The sequence below is a fragment of the Romboutsia lituseburensis genome (assembly GCF_024723825.1).
GTDB classification, from domain to species: domain Bacteria; phylum Bacillota; class Clostridia; order Peptostreptococcales; family Peptostreptococcaceae; genus Romboutsia_F; species Romboutsia_F lituseburensis_A.
Map to the genome: position 1 here is coordinate 1,863,517 of NZ_JANQBQ010000001.1, position 20,759 is coordinate 1,884,275.

Below are 20,759 nucleotides of genomic sequence, written 5' to 3' on the forward strand. Positions count from 1 at the left end.
CTACATTATATTCTTATTTAATCGTCTTTTGATGACGTAAAAAAAGCTCTTCCTGCAAATGAAGAGCTTTTTTTACTACTATATTAATTATATAAGCAATTACTTTTTATGTCAATTTGTTAGATTTAAATATGTTGAGGTATGTATCGTATTATCATTACGAGCACTAGTATTAGTATTATTATAAGTAGTACAACCCCTATATTTCTAAATCTTTTTATATTTTTGTATAATTTACTTTCTTCAGGCTTTTGACCTACAATAGACTTCAACTTATATTTACTTTTCATATAATATAAATTTTCATAGTCTTTTTGTAATAATTGGTCTAAGCATCTTTCTGCCTCCTCGGTTTTTTTTAATTTTAAATAACACATAGTCAAAATTTCGTAAGGCTCTATTAACTCGTCATAATCTTTTATTATCCTTTTTAATATAATAATAGCAATTTTATATTTTTCTTGTGAAACATATTCTACCGCCTTGTTATAATTTATAGCTAACTTATCAAATTCTTCACTAGCTAAAAAATCTATATACTCCTTAGCATGATTGTCTTGCTCCATTATTTTTAAGCTTTTAGTCCAGTACTTATATGCTTCTTCAAAATCACATAAGTAGTATTCACATACCCCCATTAAGTTTAATATATCTATATCTCTTGGATATGCATCGACCGCTTTTTTTAATTCAACTTTAGCTAAAGATACTTTTCTATTTTCTATTAAATTTAATGCTTTATTATAGCATCTATAAGCTTTCTTAATAATTGTATCCATTTATTTACTCCTATATTGTATCTATTTAGCTGCCATTACAGAAGCTTCTCTAAGCACTTCTCCTTTTAATAAATATCCTTTTTGGGTTACATGTACTATTTCATTTTGTAATTTCCCTTCAGACTCCACTATTTGAACACACTTATGAAGTTTTTCATCCACAATTTTTCCTATACACTTTATTTCTTGTATCTCTATTTCATTTATTTCTTTATCAATTTGTTCTTTGATGCCTACTAAGTATTGTCTAAGGGTAATATCTTCTACTTCTAATGCATACCTGTGTATTTCCTCTACTTGATCTAGTATGGCTATTATCTTATTTAATATTTTAGAGTTAAATTCTTGCTTTTCATCTAGATTGTTTTTTAATGATATACACTCTTGTTGAAGCTTGTTTATTTCTTCCTCTGATAAATTAGAAAAAGATTTAATTTTATTCTGCTCGTCCCCATTATCTTTAGTATTTAGACACGCTTCTACTGTTTCTTCTAGCTCTTGTATCTCTCCTTCGGTAAAAGACTGATCAAAATCCTTGAATTGCTTTTTCTTTTCAAATCTAGTTCTTATTCCTCCGATTATTAATTCCGTCAAACATATCACTTCCTACCAATTTTTGTATTATATATATATTATACGACTTAAGTTGATGTGTTTTTACAGCTTTTGTGTATTATTTTTGTATACAAAAAAACTAGAGCTTTTACTCTAGTCCATGTGTCTTCATATTTTTTTACAATATATTTATATTAATAAGCATTTTTATTAACAAATCCTTTAAATACAGTTAAAAATACTATCTTTATATCAAAGAAGAATGTCCAATTTTCAATATAATATAAATCATGCTCTATACGCCCTTCTATAGACGTGTCTCCTCTATATCCACATACCTGAGCCCATCCTGTAATTCCTGGTCTTACTTGATGTTTTATCATATACCTAGGAATCTCTTCTTTAAACTTTTCAACAAAATAAGGTCTTTCTGGCCTTGGACCTATTATACTCATATCACCTTTTAATACATTAAAAAATTGAGGAAGTTCATCAATACTAGTTTTTCTCATAAATGATCCCCATTTAGTTTTTCTTGGGTCATTTTTAGTACTCCACTGTGTTTTTTCTTCTTCTTCTTTTTGAACTTTCATTGATCTAAATTTATACATATGAAAATTTTTTCTATTTAGACCGACTCTTTCTTGTTTGTATATAAGAGGTCCTGGTGATGTTAATTTTATCATTATAACTGATAAAATCATTATTGGTGATGTTAGTATTATTGCGAATAGTGAAAATAATATATCAAAGATCCTTTTTGTAAATGCTAAAAAATGATTATCTAATGGCACATATCTAGTGTCAACTATACTTAATCCATCTAAATCATCCATATGAGGTCTAGCAGGTACATATTTTTGATAGTATGGAATTATATTAGTTTTAACTCCATATTTCTCACATTTTTTTATCAAATATCCAATTTCCACAAAATCTTTAGCATCTATAGCTATAAATACTATGTCTATATGAGTCTTATTTAAGTAAGATTCTAAATCATCAAATTTTCCAACTACTTTTTGATAACAATATAAATCATTTATTTCTTTGTTATTATCTATAACACCAGCTATATTGTATCCCCAATGTTTATTTTTGTGTATTTTAGCTATCAATTGTTTAGATATATCCGTTGCCCCAATTATTAAACAATGCTTTTGATTCAATCCATTTGCTCTATATTTTCTTAATGTATACCTTAATGCAATTCTGCTTAGGCTTGTTATAATAGTGTTTAATATTATAAATAATGCTAACACTATTCTTGAAAAGTTCAATATTTTAAATACATACAAACCTAATATTAATAGTAATAACCCTATAAAATTTACTTTTATTATTGATGAGATTTCCTTGTATATATTTTTTGTTCTTTGAGGACTGTATAAATCGAATAGATTATATAATATGAAATACATCGGTAGTGATATCAATATTGGTGTAAATGAATGATTAAACATCATTGATATGCTACCGTCTAAAATATAAAACCTAAGATAATATGCAAGTAAAAAGGATATAACTATTATTACCATATCCATAATTACTTGTAGTTTATTTAAATATTTTTGATTTTCCCTAATCATGTTAACACCTACTTTAGTAATTATATATACTAAAGTATTTTATCATATTTTGTAGTATTTTCATATTTTTAATTAGCTATTAAATTTTACTAATTCTGTTTATCCTATTCACTTAAATAATCTTTTAAAGCATATTCCCAATTTCTTAATGTTTTAAATCCATTTTGTTTTAGCTTCTCTTTACTCATTTTACTATTTAAAGGTCTAGTAGCTTTTGTAGGATACATATCTGTTGTTATTGGATTGACTTTCATATCAATATTAGCTAGTTCAAATATCTTTTTAGCAAATTCATACCAAGAACAGAATCCTTCATTTGTTGCATGATATGTTCCATATTTATCACTTTCAAGCATATCAACTAAAAGTGGTGCTAAATCTTTAGTATATGTAGGAGAACCTACCTGATCATTTATAACATTTAACTCATCTCTGTCTTTAGATAGCCTAATCATTGTATCTATAAAGTTGTTTCCATTTTGACCAAATACCCATGATATTCTAACTATATAATGTTTATCAATGATATCTCTTACAAATGCTTCTCCTTCATATTTAGTACGACCATATACATTTATAGGGCATATATTATCAGTTTCAACATACTCCCCCTCTTTACTTCCATCAAATACATAGTCAGTGCTTATATATATTATTGGAATATCTAACTCTTTTGCACCTAAAGCTATTTCTTTGACTGCTCGTGAATTTACAGTTTCACACATATCTGTATTATCCTCTGCTGCATCAACTGCTGTATATGCGGCGCAGTGTATAATTCCATCTAAGTTATTGTTATATATATTTCTTTTTATGGCTTCTCCATCAGTTAAATCCATCACTTCTCTATCTACACCAATAGCTTCATAACCTCTTTTATTTAATTCTTTTACTACATCGTGACCTAATTGTCCATTTACTCCTGTTACTAATACTTTTTTCATAGTTTAACTCCTTTTTCAAGCTTCTGTATATCAATTATATCATATTTATATCTATAAAATTCGATTTACCTATGTGTCAATGTATTTATTATCTATAAAAATAAAGCTATAGATTTTAAATCCATAGCTTGTATGTTACCTTATTAGTTTTAATTTAATCAATACATACTTTATAGTATTTACTAATAACTCATATTCTATATTTATATAATTAACTATATTTTTAAATTTAAACTTAACCTTACTTACCTTATTTAAAGTTTGTAGCCCTTCTATAAATCCGTTAATATATTCTGTCCCAAATCCTTTTTTAATAAAGAATAAATACTTAACTAAAAACCCTAATATTAAAAATGGTAGGTTTATAATTAGTTGTATAATTGGCATATTTTTATATGGTACATATACATTATTTCTAGCAGCTAACTTTACCTTAAATGCATTGTATTTGCTACCTGACGTTGCACTACCTATATGATATATATGAGCATCAGCACAGTATATATTTTTATATCCATATATCTTGGCTCTATATGATATATCTATATCCTCCATATATGCAAAGAACTGTTCATCAAAGTATCCTATTTCATCAAGAACACTTCGTCTGTATATAGCAGCACCTGCACATGAACTAAATACTTCTTTAGTATCAATGTGTGAAGTTATAGGCTGTCCATCACCTATTTTATATCCCCAACCTAATGCATTGTATTCATCCCCTGCATCATCTATAATATTTTTATCATCATACCTTATCATTTTAGAACATACTGAAAATATCTTATCATCACTTTTTATGCATTTTATTAAATTTTCTAACCAATATTTTCTAGCTACCGTATCATTATTTAGTAAAACTACATATTCAGTATTTGATAATTTGATCCCCTCATTAACTGCTTTATCAAATCCATAGTTTCGGTCTAATCTTTTAAATACTATATTTTCGTATTTATCTAACCATTTATAATTACTATCTGTTGATGCATTGTCTATTATTATAACTCTAAAATTAGAGTATGTTTGAATATATAATGAATCTATACATTCTTTTAAATATTTATTTCCATTATAATTTGGTATTACTATATCTATCATAATTTTCTCCATATTTTATTTGATACTATTGGCAACTACTTTCTAAATCTTCACACTGTATTTTTTTAGATTTTGATACACTTCTAAGCTTCTCTAGTGACGGAACTAATATAGCACCAATAGCAAAGAATAATATATTAAATGTTGATATATTCATTGGTGGTCTAGGTATTTCTAGAGAAGTAGGCCCCATAATAACTGCATATATAGACCCTATCATCAGACCTACAATACAATATATAGTTTGTGGTCTAAAGTTTCTAAGCAATCTCCTTACCACTCTTAATGTTATTAAAATCCCTACTATTATACCACTTATAAATATAATTATAGCTGGTAGGTATTCAAAGTTTAATTTAAAAACTTGTTTTAATGCACTTAGTATTGGAGCATATAGTCCAAATATTAAAAGTATCGTTGAACCTGATATTCCAGGTAGCACCATTGCTGATATAGCAATCATACCAGATACAAATATATATATTGCAAATAATATGCTTAAATTATCCGACCTAACAGAAAAATTATATCCACCTTTTGTTATTGGGTTAAAATAAGTTATAGATCCTACCACAATAATACCTATTATTAAAAAAACTATATTTTTCTGATTATCTTTTAATATTTTTTTCTCTGAATTAATTATTAATGGAATAGATGCTATTATAAACCCTAGAAATAAAGAGCTTATTTTATATATGTTTTTTTCAAAAATGGTTGTTATAAATAATACTGATAGTATAAAACCTACAACCCATCCTATTGCTATTTTTGATAAAAACCTTAATGAGTTTTTTCTCTCTATTTTACTCCCTAATATTAAGTTATTTAGTGAATTTACAAAATTGTCATAAAATCCTAGTATAAATGCAACTGTACCTCCCGATACTCCAGGTACACTATCAGCTATTGCCATGCAAAGGCCTCTTATAAAATTTAATATATACATAAATCCCTCTCTTTAAATCATATTATCTTCTATCTTATTAAATTTAATAAATAAAAGGATATGACTATCATTGTCATATCCCCTATACTTAAATATTTTATCATATTTGGTCTTTATTTGAACGGCTTCAATAACCATACATTGACTTCATATAATATTTAATACGTTATTGATTGTCTATTTTAAAATATATCTATCTTTAGATAAAAAACTAAAATCTAAATTTTTTATTTATTGATTAATTTTAATTTTAATATTATAATTTTATAGTCAAAATTTATTATAGGAGCTAAAACTTATGAACTATTTATCTAAATTAAAATCTAATACTAAAGCCTTTGAGTTTATAAAATTTGTTATAGTTGGGGGATTAGCTACTGCTATACATTATGCTATATATTTTATACTTCAAGTAATTAAATTACAATATAATCTAGCCTATACAATTGGATATATTTTAAGTTTTATATTTAATTTTTTTGCTTCCAACTATTTTACATTTAATACTAAGCCTAGTCTAAATAGAGGTTTTAGATTTTTTATAGCCCATGCATTTAACTATTCTCTTCAGTTAATATTATTAAATGTTTATATAAATATAGGAATCAATAGAATTATTGCACCTATATTCATATTTATGATATCTGTCCCAATAAACTTTTTAGTAGTTAAGTTTGCGCTTAAGCTAAAACCATTAAATACAAATATATAGTATATTAATAATAGCACTTTATACTGGAATAAAATTTTATTCCAGTATTTTCAGTTTAGAAAATTTTCAATTAATGCTTATTTAATATTTCAATATATACACTTTTTCCTTAATATTATGATTAGGCTCTATCATATAAAATGTCACACTTGTCAGAATCCCCATCCAACAACAATGATATTTTATATATTATGTATCTATTTTTCATTTAAAAATTCTTCTATTATAAATCTTGGTCTACTTTTAACTTCCATATAAATCTTCCCTATATATTCTCCAATTATACCGATTGCAAGAAGTTGCAACCCTCCAATCGACCACATGGATATAACTATAGTTGTCCATCCTTCAATAGCTTTACCTCTAAAATATGTATTTAAAAAATATAATAACATTATTATACTAATTGCAAATATCGTAAAACCTAGTCCTGTAATAAATCTAATTGGCTTTATACTTAATGATGTAATGCCATCAATAGCAAATGACATCATTTTCTTAAACGGATATTTTGATTCACCTGCAAAACGCTCATGGCGTTCGTACTCGACTATGTCAGTTTTATAACCTATCATAGGTATAATTCCTCTTAAAAATAGATTTACTTCTTTAAATTCTTTCAATCCATCTAAAGCTCTTTTACTCATTAATCTATAATCGGCATGATTATAAACTATATTTGCTCCCATTTTGTTCATAAATTTATAAAATCCTTGTGCAGTTAAACGTTTAAAATACGTATCCTTTTTTCTTGAATTTCTAACACCATATACTATATCATATCCCTCTATAAATTTATCTATAAATTCATCTATTACGCTTATGTCATCTTGTAAATCCGCATCTAAAGAAATAGCTGCATCACAATATTTTCTAACCGTCATTAACCCTGCTACTAATGCATTTTGATGACCTCTATTCTTTGATAAATTTATACCTGAAAATATTTTACTTTTATTATGTAAATCCGTTATTATATTCCATGTTGAATCCTTTGATCCATCGTTTATAAATACAATTTTACTTTTATTAGAAATTTTATTATTTTCCATTAATTTAGACATTTTTATTTCTAACTGTTTTGAAGTTTCATATAAAACTGCCTCCTCATTATAACAAGGAATCACTAGATATATAATTTTTTTCATTTGTTAATCTCCTTAATTCTAACTTCTATAGTTTACTTTTAATACATTTATTTTTTACATAGTTGCTTATATATATCATTGAATAAGAAGCAAAAATTATAACAAATGGCATTAAAAAATATCTGTATCTAGCTTGAACTTCTATTATACAGTATACAAATATATATGACATTAAAATTAACATTAATAACTTAACCCATTCTTTTTTATTATTTTTACTGAATATTAAAGCTCCAAGCGCTGCCATAAAATATAATATAGAATTGAAAGATGATTCAACAGAATTATATATATTTTCATATCTATTTATATTATTTATAGTATTTGCATTATCTAGCGTATTTTGACTTTCAAACATCAAAATTTCTTTATTTTTATTAGTTAGCCAATAATATGAGTTATCTGGAATACCAAATAAGACATTCATTTTTTCTTTTATTAAATCAAATAGAATTATTGGTTCTTTAATGTTAGAATTTATTACGTCTTTAAACATGTCATTTCTATGTTCTTCATCTAATCCCCAAAATTCATTCATAATTTTATCTGAATATTGTCCATTACTTTCCTTATTCAGTCCTACAATAAATTTATATCTTAAATCAGATTTTTGGCTTATACTTTCAGTTAAACCTATTTTATATAAAGTTAAATCATACAATTTTCCAGTCATAAAAAATGATATTGGTATAATAAATATAATAGCTATTGCAATATAGTTTATTTTTATTAGCTTAAATCTATTTATTACAAAAAATGTTATAATTGCTATGATAATAGGTGGTGCAATTGGTCTTATAATATTTCCAATGCAAATAATTACACCAACTATAGAACCCCAAAGTAAATTTTTACCTATATTAAGCTCATCTATTATCTTATATTGAATAATTAGTATCGCTAATAGATATAAAAATGTAGCTAAATGTTGATTTGTCAATACTGACGTCATAACAATCTGAGAAGGATATATAGCATATAAAAAACCAGCCATTATTCCTATTTCTTTGTTTATATTTTTACTAATAAAATATATAATTATACCTATGCCACCGGCTATAATGCAATTAACTATTTTTAATGCAATTAAATTATACCCAAAAATTTTTATTAAAATAGATTCCCATATTATAAAACCATACAATTCAGGAAAATTTTTATAATATGCTACATTTGCTACATCTGCTATATTACCATTTGCTAACAACTTTGCAGATTCTAAATATACTTCAAAGTCATTAAATGGAACATGATTAAACTTAAAAACTATAATACTTCTTATTATAAATATAGTAAAAAATATTATCAAAGAATTTATTAAAGAATTATCTAATTTAGCCAAATTCTTTGTAATAAAAATCACACATATTATACATATTATCATAGGAAAAGTGTAGCTATTTACATTTTTTATATTATTTATTATAGACATTTCTGAGAACCAGAAAAAAAACATTGCACATAATAAAAATGCTATATTATATAATTTGTCTATATTTCTTCCACTATTTTGCATGTGAAAATACTCCTTTTCTAGTTATAAATATATTTTTATATTGTTTATTTACGATTTATCTAAAAATAAATATGTAAAACTTAACTATATTAAAATATATATTTATTTATAATTGTTTTAATAATCAAAATTCTTCTTATTATTAAATTAAATGCTAGTTTCTAATATTTCAGTAATTCTTTTTGATGTAAATCTATCACCATATGGATTTGCTGACTCACTCATACTCTCATAAACTTCTTTATTATCAAGTAATTTTTTTTAACTTTCATATATATTTTTTCTAATTTACCTTCGCTTAACAAGTTTTGCTTTGATTTTCAGTTCGAGCAAAGTTATACTTAGACATTATGCCTTTAGACTGTCTATTGAACTCTTCTGAAAATGGAGAGTATAAGTCATAAGGTTAGCTTCAACATGACCTACTGGTATTTGCTAATAAAGATACTGAAACCGCTGTTGAAAATGTAGTAGATGTATCTCCATAAACTAAAACTGCATCCGGTTTTTCTTGTTCTAATATTATTTTCATTTTTTCTAATATGCTTTTGGGTACATCAAATAGTGTTTGTTTATCTTTTATAGTACCCAAATCATAATCAGGTACTACATCCAAAAACGCTAGTACCTGTTCTAACATTTGACGGTATTGTCCAGTTACGCATACATTAGTATCTGTATTTTTTCTACCTCTAATCTTTCTAATTAAGGGACATATTTTTATTGTTTGAGTTCTTGTTCAAAAAACAATCATTGTTTTTTTTAACTCATAATTAATTATTCCTTATATTTTTTGCTGCTTTCAAGTGCATCTTTTGTAGCTTGTAAGTATGCATATCCAAATTTTTTATCTGGCTCTAAGTAAGTCCCTTCACCCCATTCATTCCATGCATTTATAAATACTATATTATCATCTAAGTCCTTATTATTACTTTCTATTAATACATCCGTTAACCACTTTTCATATAATTTTGGCGTAGATTTCTCAAATATCATACCCTTATTATTTCTCCTTGCAGTATTATCCCACATAGGCATAACTGATCTATATAATTTTTCTGTGTTATATTTGAAGTATTTTTTATTTTCTACTATATCTTTATAGTCTAAAACTTGTCCACTAAAATCATCTCTAATATACTCTATTTGATTAGTTATATCATTACAATATTTATATATTGTTCCCGGGTGAAATTCTCCTACTCCATCAAAACCTAAGTCTAATAGGTTTAAATCTGCTGTATGCTCTTTTATCGCAATTATATAAATTTCTCCAAGGCCAATACTTTTACAATATGCTTTCCAATAATCTAAAACTTCATCGAAATCTGGTATGAACGATGGTCTATATATTATAAGTAATTTTTTTCCATCAACCTCTATATATCTTTTATCTTTCATATATTCAGCAATATCTTTTATTACCTCTCTGTAACTCTCTACAGTATCTGATTGTTTCATTATTACATCTGAATTCGTACCATCAAACCTTCTAGTCCAATTTTCATTTGCCCAACATAAACAAAATGGTATATCTAAACTTTCATCTTCAAGCATCATATCTAAAGGTTTATCTAGTAATCTTTTTCCATCAAATGAATAATAGTAATAGCAAAATCCATATACACCATACATCTTGGCTAATTCTATTTGCCTAGCTATATTTTCCTTCAATCTTAAATCATAGAACCCTAGTTCTCCTGGTATCCTCGGCTGATAATGATCTAGGTATTGCGGAACTGACTTACATACGTTGTTCCATTCTGTTGTACCCTTTCCCCACCATTCATCATTTTCCTTAAATGGATAAAATTGAGGAAGATAGTACGCTATTATTTTAGGATCTTTTTCATCTCTTTCGTATCCCATATTAGTTAATGGTACAAAATCTGAATTACTTTTTTCAGGTATCGAAAGTATTTGTTCTATGTATTTCGATTTGTACTCCTTAGATGTTGATCCATTCAATAGATATTTGTTTGTATCTAAATTGTTAAATACTAATTCTTTCATCTCAATTGTTTTAGCTAACCAAGTATTTTCTAGTGCCTCTCTCTTCAATATCTCCAAATAATCTTTATTAGTTTTCATGTTGGCAGCTATCGATAATTTATCAACAAAATCATTTTTATCACTTGCTATTATGCACGATTCATATTTTCTACACTCCTTAAGGTTATATGTTACAATTGGTTTTTCTGCTGCCATATACTCAAATAACTTTACTGGTGATACAGATTCAGTTATATCATTTATTTCAAATGGTATTATTGCAATATCATACTGTTTACAATATTTATTTAGTTCCCAATATGATTTATGACCAATATATTGAACATTTTTGTGTTTTTTAAGTCCACTGTTTGAAAAAGTTAAGTCATGTTCATACCCTATTATCAATAATTTATATCGTCCATCATTAGCAATCATCTCAAGTAATTTATAATCAATCCACTTCGCTAATGCTCCATGATATCCAACTACTATTTTCTCTTCATCTTTTAAATTTTCTATATCATTAGGTATTTCAGTAGAATTTTTATTTATATTCCAGTGTTCATAATCAACACCATTACAACTTAACATACAATTTTTATTTCTATATTTAAAAACATCTTCAAGTAGTTTATCTGATGTTGCTACTACACTTATTGATTCATTTTTTAAGACAAATTCATGCCTATCCCAAACAAATCTAGGTATATCTCCTGTTATAGCAGGAGTTAACTCATCTATATATTCATATAAAATTGTATATCCTCTCTTAATAAATTCCTCTAAGTCTTCAATCTTTGTTGCTAGGTCTATTGATTGTAATCTTATAACTTTAGTTCCAGAATATTTATCTATTATCTCAAAAAACTTAATTTTAGCCTCATAATTTTCAAAATTGACAAGATATAATTTATCATTTATCTTTTTTATGAATTTTACATCTTTATCTACAGTTGGATGTGCCCCATAAAATGAAATACCATTTACCTTTCCTACATTTAATGATATATGCTGAAAACGTTGAAATAATGGTGTATCCCATCCCATAGGCACATGGAATATATCAATAAATTCTATTTCATTGCTATTTAATTCAATTACTTTTTCAAGTTCATTCCAATAATCTCCTGTTTTATTTTTAGAAATTAAATATGAATAGTATTTATTTTTTATTTTTAGATTGCTATATATGAATACTCTTTTTATAGTTTCTGATAATCCAAATTTTTTGTAATATATTACACTTTTATTTATTAACTGTTTACTCATAATTTGCCATTCCTATCTTAATTATTTATATTCTATTTTCCTATTAATTTTTTTATCTTTGTTAAGTATATATAACCTCTACTAGTTTCAATCTCTTTTATATGCTTATTCTTTGTTTCCAATTCATTTTCAAGCTCTTCTATATATTTGTTATATTTGTTTTTTTCTTCTAATTCATAATTTATATGTTTTTGTTTATTTTCTATATCAACATTTAATTCACGTATATAATCTTGTTGATCTACATAATAATTGTATATATTAAAATCTATATCATTTATGATTAAATCTATATCAATATATTGAACATTAAATATATTATAATCTTCTAAATTTATATAAATTTGAGGATCGTTGTGTAAGAATATATGTTTGTCTTTTTTCTTTATATTAGAATTTATTAGTACTTTATCTTTTATATTTATTTTATTTTTAAAATTATCAATTATATTGATTTTGTTAATATCAATTTCACAATTAGTAGATACTGGGTCTATTCTTATACCTTTCATATTATCATTTATTTTTATTTTAAAATAAGAATTTTTCCCTATAAAATTTTCTTCTTTTATATAGTATGATTCTTTTTCATTAAATCCATTGCCTGTATTATAAAATACTTGTGTATATCTGTTTCTTATTATATTTTGAAATGGTTCAATCATATTTTCAAAATAATATTTTTCTCCTTGAGAAAATTGAGAATTTATCATTACTTTATTGTGGAAATTACACTCCATTTTATTATAAATTTCTAATTCATCTTTATTAAAACCAAATATTGAATAAATATCTATTGATTTTAATTTACTTCCAATTTCAGTATTTATATAATTATTCAAAGCTCTATATATACAGTATTTTATTGGTATTGGAAATTCAAAGACCCATTCATAATCTATAACATTCCATTTATCATTTATTATAATATTGCTAAATATACAATCAATATTATTTACTTCTAGAGATTCTATGTTATTAGGAAAATTTAAATCTCCAAAAAATTCTATAAATTTCTCTGTCTTTTCAAATTTTTTTGATTTTCCACTAGTTTTATATATTACTTCTATAAACTCTTTTATTTTAAGAACTGCTAAATCATATCTTCCATCTAGAAGTAACTTATCTAAAATCTCATTCAAGCTTATGCCTTCAATATATTCGAATTCTAATTTATTTTTATTAATCTTACATTTATTAACTTTTATTTGTTCATTAAAACAGTATTTTTTATTCAATATTTTATAATTTTTATATATATTTTCTAAGTGGAGTATAGATATTTTATTGAGTGCAACTTTTTCAACTGTTTTGGTTCCATCTTTATTTTTTATTATGCTAGTTCTTATTTGAAAATTTAAATTTCTTTCATTTGTATATTTAGAATAAATAATGTTTTTCATTATAAATCTTCCTTTTCTATAATAATTAAATATGAATTAGAAAATAAAGTAAATAAGTTATTTTCTATAAGTGAGTTATATACTCTCTCTTCATTAAATGTTATCATTCTGTCCATATCAAAATTTTTCAAATTGTTGTTTAAATCTCCTTTTTTCGGTAAGTAATCATCAGAGTAAACTATATCTGGTAGTTTATAATCAGGATATGGATAATAAAAATGATATTTTTTTAATCCTGCTTTTTTTAATAAATCTTCTATTTCATTTTTTGAAAAAGTTTTAACACCTTTAGAATCTGGGTAACCTTCAATTCCCTCAAAATATTTACCTGTATGATCTTCTTTGCATCCTGCCCAATACTTTAACCCTAGCCTATTTTCTATTGCAATTATTATTTTACCACCTTCAATCAAATGGCTTTTTATATTTTTTAAAAAATCCAAATAAGGGTTTTGAGATGTTATATATGCTTCAGCATACTCATAAACGCCTATGAGAGTTATATAATTATATTTTTTTTCTATTTTGATCTCTATGTCTTGAAAATTTCCTACTATTATTTCTATATTGTCTTTATCTTTATTTCTATGTGCATTTATTAAACTTCTTTTTTTAGATAATTCGATACATGTTACATCATTTGCCAATTCTGCTAATTTTCCAGTTATAGCTCCACATCCAGCTCCAATTTCAAGAACACTTTCATTCTTTTGTATAGGAATCCATTCTATAATATTCGCTCTTTTGGGAGATAAATGATACAATATTGGCCATTTATTATTATCTTCTATTATTTTATGAACATTATCTAAATTAGACTTTTTAACAATTTCTAAAATTTCATCTTCTATATCTCCATCTGAGTATAAGTCCTTACCTTCATAATAAGTTAAGTTTAACTTTACATTTTCTATATATTCTTCCATACCCATTCCTTTCTTAGCTTAACTCAATTTTAGAATTCATATCATAGTAGCCCACAGTATTTTTTACCGCTAATACGTTTATATTACAAACATCGTATAATCTATTGTAAACTACAAAATTATCATTTTCATATCCAGTACATCCTAATGATAATAAATATACACCTCCCTGTAAATCCAACCTCTGCTTAAATGTAATCGTGATTTCTCTACTATTTCCATTTGTATCTATATTCTCCACCATTGTATTCGTTCCAGTTATATCTGTTCCTTTTAAATCTTTTATAGTAAAAGCATAAATAGGATTTTCTATTTGTTTGTTCATTTTAACCTTCATTTTTATAGAAAAAATATCACCTTTATTTATAGTATTATTAATTTTATTTTTACTATCTATAATTGCAAAATCTATAATTTCTGCATTTCTATTTCCATACTCTAATTTATTAGGATTAATCACAAGATTTTCAGACCATTTATTGATAAAATCCATACCTCTTACTTCTTCTAAAATTGATTCACTTTCTTCTATTTTAGAATATTGATTAACTAATATTTGTTTATATATATCTACCATATCAGGTGATTCACCTTCTGATATTAATTCACCTTTATTTATTAATATAGTTCTATCACAGTACTTTATTATACTACTCATATCATGAGTCACGAATAATATTGTTTTTCCTTCCTTTTTTAAATCATTAAATTTCTTATAACACTTAGCTTGGAAAAATACATCCCCTACACTAAGAGCCTCATCAACTATTAATATATCCGGTTCAACATTTATAGCTACAGCAAAAGCCAATCTAGCAAACATACCACTAGAGTAAGTCTTTACTGGCTGATTAATAAAACTACCAATATCAGCAAATTCTATAATAGTTTCAACTTTATTATACATTTCTTCTCTACTATATCCCATCATAGTACCGTTTAGATAAATATTTTCCATACCTGTATACTCTGGGTTAAATCCAGCACCTAGCTCAAGTAGTGCTGATACCTTACCATTAACGGTTATATTTCCACTAGTTGCTGTTAGTACTCCTGTTATCATTTTTAGTAAAGTAGATTTTCCCGATCCATTTGTACCTATAATACCAACAGTTTCACCCTTTTTCACTTCAAATGAAATATTATCTAGTGCATAATGATCTTTATGATATTTCTTTTTAGAAGGACTTAACGTTTCTTTCAATCTATCCATAGGTTTGTCATAAAGTTTATAAACCTTACTTATATTTTCCACTTTTATTGCTATATCACTCATATTATCACCTCACTATAATACATCCGAAAAATGTGGTTTCAACTTTTTAAATAAAACAAATCCTATGCCAAATAAAACTACTACAACTACCCAAAAATAAATAGTTTGGTTGTATCTATTCCAAAACCAAACATGCTCTATTAATGTATCTCTATATCCTTGGCATATATAGTACATAGGATTTAATTTAAGTATCCATTGGTATTGTGGTGCTATCATATCATAACTCCACATTATAGGAGTCATCCACATTCCAATTTGTAAAAATATATTTATAATTTGCCCAAAATCTTTAAAAAATGGTATTATTGCACTTGTTGCATATGATAGTGACAATGACAAACAAAATGTACAAAAAGAATAATATGCCAGTTGGATAACATGCACCGTTGGATATTTTTCATATATAATATATAAAGATATCATAAATCCAACAAAGAAAATGTGTACAAATAATGCAGATATATTTTTTACTAAAGGTAATATACTAATCTTAAATACTACCTTTTTAACTAAATAACTATACTCAATCAAACTATTCGTAGCATTAGCCAGTGCATCCGAAAAGAAAAACCATGGTACAATACCTGATACCAGCCATAAAACAAATGGAAAATCGTCTACAGGAGCGGATTTAAACCCAACTTGGAATACAAACCAGTATATAAGTACTGTTATAACTGGTTGTACAAATGCCCAAAATACACCTAGGTATGATCCTGCATATTTTGTTTTAAAATCATTTTTTGCAAGATTTAGTATTAGTTTTTTACTTCTATATAATTCTTTTATTAGTGACATCTTACTACTCCATTCTATTAATAGATAAAATGAATTATGTTAAAATATATACATAAATCATTTTAATTTATTATAAATTATCTATTATCATATTGTTTCTTGTAATATTCTTGATATTCTCCAGATAATATATTCATCCACCATTCTTTATTATCTAAGTACCACTTTATAGTCATATCTATACCTGTATCAAAGTTATACTTAGGCTTCCATTCTAATTCTTTTTCTAATTTTTCAGGATCTATAGCATATCTCAAGTCATGTCCTGGTCTATCAGTAACATAAGTTAGAAGTTCTTCAGACTTATCTAATGCTTTAAGTATAGTTTTAACAACTTCTAAGTTAGTTCTCTCATTATGACCACCCACATTGTACACTTCGCCTACTCTACCATTATGTATTATCAAATCAATCGCAGAGCAATGATCTTCTACATGTAGCCAATCACGAACATTTTCACCATTACCATACACAGGTAGGCTTTCATCATTTAAAGCTCTACTTATCATAAGTGGTATTAGTTTTTCTGGAAAATGATATGGACCATAGTTATTTGAACATCTAGATATAGTTATCGGTAATCCAAATGTTCTATGGTAAGCTTGTACTAAAAAATCTGAACTAGCTTTTGATGCTGAATATGGTGAACTTGGATTAAGTGGTGTATTTTCTGTAAAGAATAAATCCGGTCTATCTAGTGGTAAATCACCATATACTTCATCTGTTGAAACTTGATGGTATCTACTAACCTTAAATTCTTTTGATGCATCTAGTAGTACTTGTGTACCAATAACATTTGTTTGAACAAATATTCCTGGATCTGTTACTGATCTATCTACATGAGATTCAGCTGCAAAATTTACTACTATATCAAATTTTTCTTCTTCAAATAATTTGAATATAAATTCTCTATCTGCTATATCGCCTTTTATAAATTTATAATTCGGCTTATTTTCAATTTTCTTTAATGTTTCTAAATTTCCTGCATATGTTAATAAATCTAAGTTAACAATCATATACTCAGGATATTTATTTACCATATAATGAACAAAGTTTCCACCTATAAATCCAGCTCCACCTGTTACTAATATTTTTTTCATATTATTTCTCCTATTTATACTTTTTAATTTTTGTTTAAATATTATTCACTCTACTGTGAATTGTATATTATTCACTAAGCCGTGAATTAAAATAATATATCTAATTCTTTTAATTCCTTTAAAGTTTTTTGTTTTTTATCTTTTTCTGATAATATTATTTCTTCTATATTTTCTAATGGCCATTTTATATTTACCTCTTTATCATTGTATAAAAGCCCGCTATCATACTCTGGTGCATAGTAGTCAGTACATTTGTAGTTAAATACTGCTTCATCAGATAAAACTAAAAATCCATGAGCAAATCCTTCTGGTACGTAGAATTGTCTTTTGTTTTCTGCTGATAAAACTACACCATCCCATTGACCAAATGTAGGAGAATTCTTCCTTAAATCAACTGCTACATCATATACTTCTCCTTGTGTAACTCTTACTAACTTTCCTTGTGTATGCTTAGTCTGAAAATGCATTCCTCTAAGTACACCTTTTTTAGACTTTGATTCATTGTCTTGAACAAATACCATATCAAGTCCAGCTTCTACAAAGTCAACTCTGTTGTAGCTTTCCATAAAGTATCCTCTATCATCTCCAAATACCTTAGGTTCTACTATATATAGATCTTTTATTTTTGTCTCTATAAATTTAAAGTTCCCCATGTTATTCAACTTCTTTCATTTATTAATAGTTTATTTATATATTTTTATCATTTATTTTTCTTCTTCACTTACTTTTACTAAGTATTGTCCGTACTCTGTTTTCATAAGTGGCTTAGCTAATTGTAATAATTGTTCTTTGTTTATATATCCTTTTCTATAAGCTATTTCTTCTAAACAAGCTACATATAGTCCTTGTCTTGTTTGTATAGCTTCTACAAAGTTAGATGCTTCTAATAATCCTCTATGTGTTCCTGTATCTAGCCATGCCATTCCTCTCCCAAACAACTCTACCTTTAACTTGCCTCTTTTTAAATATTCATTATTTACAGCTGTTATTTCTAACTCTCCTCTTTCAGAAGGCTTTACACTCTTAGCTATCTCTACTACATCGTTATCATAGAAGTATAATCCTGGTACTGCATAGTTTGACTTAGGCTCTGTAGGTTTTTCTTCTATTGATACAACATTAAAGTATTTGTCAAATTCTACAACTCCAAATGCGGTAGGATCACTTACATGATATCCAAATATAGTTGCTTCATCTCTTTTAACTGCATTTTCTAATCTTTCACTAAATCCATATCCGTAGAATATGTTATCTCCAAGAACTAATGCTACTTTATCATCACCTATAAATTCTTCTCCTATTATAAATGCTTCTGCTAGTCCATTTGGTTGTTCTTGGATTTTATATTGTATATTTAATCCTAGTTCACTACCATTTCCAAATAATTCTTCAAACAAACTTATGTCTCTTGGTGTAGATATTATTAGTATCTCCCTTATGCCTGCTAGCATAAGTACAGACATTGGATAATATATCATCGGCTTATCATATATTGGTAAAGCCTGCTTTGATACTGATTTTGTTATTGGGTATAATCTCGTCCCTGATCCTCCCGCAAGTATAATTCCTTTCATAACTCTTTCTCCTTATTTCTATTTTATATAAGCTATATAGCTTTTACTAAAGCTTCTTGCTCTTTCTTTTGCTCAAAATAAAATGAATGCATACTCATTTTTTTTACATATTTCATAGGTATTTTTTTATAATTATATCCTAGCTTATATCCTATAAATTTAAATCCACTTTCTACTATTAAATGTGGTATTAAATAAATCTTTTTATTTTGAATTAAGTACTTGATAGCATTTTTTACAAATTTTATACCTTCGGATTCTGACTTAACTCCTCCAAAATATAGTTTGCTATCTGCAAATACTACACCTACGTCAAAGTTTCTTTTAAACTGTTCTCTATATGTGTAATTATGTGAATGTATAACTTCTGCTCTTGATGTATAACAAGTCTTTTTATCATTAAATATAAATTTTGATGCTATTATCATATCCTCATTCATTATTGTATCTGACGGAAATCCTCCAGTTTGAAAAAAATCTTCTTTTACAAATGCTGAACAAACATTGCTAAAGAAAAATGTTTTAACTCCTAATTTATCTATGTCTTGTCTTGACTTTATAATATCTGCATTACCATAGTTAAACTTTCTTGAAAATACCTCTATACAACTAGAATTTTCTCTAGGTAGCTGTCTACCGTATGAGCAAACTACATTATCTTTTCCTAATGGTTTGATTAATTCATCTAAGAACATATCGTTATTTGGATATGCATCTTGTGTCATAAATACAAGTATATCTCCTTTTGCTACTTTTGCTGCTTGGTTTCTTGTTTTTCCGTGACCAAATTCTCCATCATTTATATGAATAAAGTTTATACCTTTAAATTCTTTACATATTTCTTTTGTTTTATCTTTAGAGTTTGTATCTATTATTATTATTTCCATGGGACTAATTGTTTGACTTTGAAGTTTTTTTATAAGTTTCCCTATATATTTTTCTGCATTTCTAGTTGGAATTATTACACTTATATTCAATACCTTCACCCCCATATACATATTTTTATCATACTTTTATATTTTATCTTATTTTTAACTTTTTTTAAAGTTTTAATAGAATATTGTCGTTTTTATGTTTTATTATACTGCACTTTAGATTTCATTACACTAAAAAAAGATATGG

19 protein-coding genes are annotated in these 20,759 nt (G+C 26.0%); 1 reads left to right on the forward strand and 18 read right to left on the reverse strand.

The window, feature by feature from the left end:
* Nucleotides 1–125 precede the first annotated feature (125 nt).
* The 6 genes from NWE74_RS09015 to NWE74_RS09040 form a co-directional block, all read right to left on the reverse strand.
* A complete protein-coding gene (locus tag NWE74_RS09015) occupies nt 126–779 on the reverse strand; it encodes a tetratricopeptide repeat protein (RefSeq protein WP_258242869.1) in 654 nt (217 codons plus the stop codon).
* Between the two features lie 21 nt (nt 780–800).
* Nucleotides 801–1,373 (reverse strand): nucleotide exchange factor GrpE, encoded by a 573-nt coding sequence (gene grpE / locus NWE74_RS09020; RefSeq protein WP_258242870.1) that lies wholly within the window; start codon nt 1,371–1,373, stop codon nt 801–803.
* Nucleotides 1,374–1,528: 155 nt separating this feature from the next.
* Entirely contained in the window at nt 1,529–2,923 is a 1,395-nt protein-coding gene (locus tag NWE74_RS09025; protein WP_258242871.1) for an undecaprenyl-phosphate glucose phosphotransferase, read from the reverse strand.
* 104 nt (nt 2,924–3,027) lie between these two features.
* Nucleotides 3,028–3,867 (reverse strand): dTDP-4-dehydrorhamnose reductase, encoded by an 840-nt coding sequence (gene rfbD, locus NWE74_RS09030; protein ID WP_258242872.1) that lies wholly within the window; start codon nt 3,865–3,867, stop codon nt 3,028–3,030.
* Nucleotides 3,868–4,002: 135 nt separating this feature from the next.
* Nucleotides 4,003–4,968, reverse strand: a complete 966-nt coding sequence (locus NWE74_RS09035; protein ID WP_258242873.1) for a glycosyltransferase family 2 protein — start codon at nt 4,966–4,968, stop codon at nt 4,003–4,005.
* Between the two features lie 25 nt (nt 4,969–4,993).
* On the reverse strand, nt 4,994–5,917 hold the full coding sequence (locus NWE74_RS09040) for a DUF368 domain-containing protein (RefSeq protein ID WP_258242874.1): 924 nt from the start codon (nt 5,915–5,917) through the stop codon (nt 4,994–4,996).
* Nucleotides 5,918–6,215: 298 nt separating this feature from the next.
* Between NWE74_RS09040 and NWE74_RS09045 the strand changes: the two genes are divergently transcribed.
* Nucleotides 6,216–6,629, forward strand: coding sequence for a GtrA family protein (locus NWE74_RS09045; protein WP_258242875.1), 414 nt, complete (start codon nt 6,216–6,218; stop codon nt 6,627–6,629).
* Nucleotides 6,630–6,826: 197 nt separating this feature from the next.
* On the opposite strand, the gene NWE74_RS09050 is transcribed toward NWE74_RS09045, so the two are convergent.
* The 12 genes from NWE74_RS09050 to NWE74_RS09105 form a co-directional block, all read right to left on the reverse strand.
* Nucleotides 6,827–7,777: a glycosyltransferase family 2 protein gene (locus NWE74_RS09050; RefSeq protein ID WP_258242876.1), complete on the reverse strand. Its 951-nt coding sequence runs from the start codon at nt 7,775–7,777 to the stop codon at nt 6,827–6,829.
* 25 nt (nt 7,778–7,802) lie between these two features.
* Entirely contained in the window at nt 7,803–9,293 is a 1,491-nt protein-coding gene (locus NWE74_RS09055; protein WP_258242877.1) for a glycosyltransferase family 39 protein, read from the reverse strand.
* A 412-nt stretch (nt 9,294–9,705) separates the two neighbouring features.
* Nucleotides 9,706–9,933, reverse strand: coding sequence for a UDP-N-acetylglucosamine 2-epimerase (locus NWE74_RS09060; RefSeq protein ID WP_258242878.1), 228 nt, complete (start codon nt 9,931–9,933; stop codon nt 9,706–9,708).
* A gap of 137 nt (nt 9,934–10,070) precedes the next feature.
* Nucleotides 10,071–12,557: a glycoside hydrolase family 99-like domain-containing protein gene (locus NWE74_RS09065; protein WP_258242879.1), complete on the reverse strand. Its 2,487-nt coding sequence runs from the start codon at nt 12,555–12,557 to the stop codon at nt 10,071–10,073.
* Nucleotides 12,558–12,589: 32 nt separating this feature from the next.
* Entirely contained in the window at nt 12,590–13,960 is a 1,371-nt protein-coding gene (locus NWE74_RS09070; RefSeq protein ID WP_258242880.1) for a hypothetical protein, read from the reverse strand.
* Nucleotides 13,960–14,886: a class I SAM-dependent methyltransferase gene (locus NWE74_RS09075; protein ID WP_258242881.1), complete on the reverse strand. Its 927-nt coding sequence runs from the start codon at nt 14,884–14,886 to the stop codon at nt 13,960–13,962. Before NWE74_RS09075 ends, NWE74_RS09070 begins: the two co-directional genes overlap by 1 nt.
* A 13-nt stretch (nt 14,887–14,899) precedes the next feature.
* Nucleotides 14,900–16,162, reverse strand: coding sequence for an ABC transporter ATP-binding protein (locus NWE74_RS09080; RefSeq protein WP_258242882.1), 1,263 nt, complete (start codon nt 16,160–16,162; stop codon nt 14,900–14,902).
* A 12-nt stretch (nt 16,163–16,174) separates the two neighbouring features.
* Entirely contained in the window at nt 16,175–16,963 is a 789-nt protein-coding gene (locus NWE74_RS09085; protein WP_258242883.1) for an ABC transporter permease, read from the reverse strand.
* A 77-nt stretch (nt 16,964–17,040) separates the two neighbouring features.
* A complete protein-coding gene (rfbB, locus tag NWE74_RS09090) occupies nt 17,041–18,063 on the reverse strand; it encodes a dTDP-glucose 4,6-dehydratase (protein ID WP_258242884.1) in 1,023 nt (340 codons plus the stop codon).
* Between the two features lie 86 nt (nt 18,064–18,149).
* Nucleotides 18,150–18,716 carry a dTDP-4-dehydrorhamnose 3,5-epimerase gene (gene rfbC / locus NWE74_RS09095; protein ID WP_258242885.1) on the reverse strand — a complete coding sequence of 189 codons (567 nt, stop codon included), beginning with the start codon at nt 18,714–18,716 and terminating at the stop codon, nt 18,150–18,152.
* Between the two features lie 51 nt (nt 18,717–18,767).
* Nucleotides 18,768–19,637 (reverse strand): glucose-1-phosphate thymidylyltransferase RfbA, encoded by an 870-nt coding sequence (gene rfbA, locus NWE74_RS09100; RefSeq protein ID WP_258242886.1) that lies wholly within the window; start codon nt 19,635–19,637, stop codon nt 18,768–18,770.
* 32 nt (nt 19,638–19,669) lie between these two features.
* Entirely contained in the window at nt 19,670–20,614 is a 945-nt protein-coding gene (locus NWE74_RS09105; RefSeq protein ID WP_258242887.1) for a glycosyltransferase family 2 protein, read from the reverse strand.
* Nucleotides 20,615–20,759: the final 145 nt, after the last annotated feature.

Coding starts and splice junctions, on each gene's coding strand:
- NWE74_RS09015 (WP_258242869.1), bottom strand. CDS start 779: ATGGATACAATTATTAAGAAAGCTTATAGATGCTATAATAAAGCATTA.
- NWE74_RS09025 (WP_258242871.1), bottom strand. CDS start 2,923: ATGATTAGGGAAAATCAAAAATATTTAAATAAACTACAAGTAATTATG.
- rfbD (WP_258242872.1), bottom strand. CDS start 3,867: ATGAAAAAAGTATTAGTAACAGGAGTAAATGGACAATTAGGTCACGAT.
- NWE74_RS09035 (WP_258242873.1), bottom strand. CDS start 4,968: ATGATAGATATAGTAATACCAAATTATAATGGAAATAAATATTTAAAA.
- NWE74_RS09040 (WP_258242874.1), bottom strand. CDS start 5,917: ATGTATATATTAAATTTTATAAGAGGCCTTTGCATGGCAATAGCTGAT.
- NWE74_RS09045 (WP_258242875.1), top strand. CDS start 6,216: ATGAACTATTTATCTAAATTAAAATCTAATACTAAAGCCTTTGAGTTT.
- NWE74_RS09050 (WP_258242876.1), bottom strand. CDS start 7,777: ATGAAAAAAATTATATATCTAGTGATTCCTTGTTATAATGAGGAGGCA.
- NWE74_RS09055 (WP_258242877.1), bottom strand. CDS start 9,293: ATGCAAAATAGTGGAAGAAATATAGACAAATTATATAATATAGCATTT.
- NWE74_RS09060 (WP_258242878.1), bottom strand. CDS start 9,933: ATGTTAGAACAGGTACTAGCGTTTTTGGATGTAGTACCTGATTATGAT.
- NWE74_RS09065 (WP_258242879.1), bottom strand. CDS start 12,557: ATGAGTAAACAGTTAATAAATAAAAGTGTAATATATTACAAAAAATTT.
- NWE74_RS09070 (WP_258242880.1), bottom strand. CDS start 13,960: ATGAAAAACATTATTTATTCTAAATATACAAATGAAAGAAATTTAAAT.
- NWE74_RS09075 (WP_258242881.1), bottom strand. CDS start 14,886: ATGGAAGAATATATAGAAAATGTAAAGTTAAACTTAACTTATTATGAA.
- NWE74_RS09080 (WP_258242882.1), bottom strand. CDS start 16,162: ATGAGTGATATAGCAATAAAAGTGGAAAATATAAGTAAGGTTTATAAA.
- NWE74_RS09085 (WP_258242883.1), bottom strand. CDS start 16,963: ATGTCACTAATAAAAGAATTATATAGAAGTAAAAAACTAATACTAAAT.
- rfbB (WP_258242884.1), bottom strand. CDS start 18,063: ATGAAAAAAATATTAGTAACAGGTGGAGCTGGATTTATAGGTGGAAAC.
- rfbC (WP_258242885.1), bottom strand. CDS start 18,716: ATGGGGAACTTTAAATTTATAGAGACAAAAATAAAAGATCTATATATA.
- rfbA (WP_258242886.1), bottom strand. CDS start 19,637: ATGAAAGGAATTATACTTGCGGGAGGATCAGGGACGAGATTATACCCA.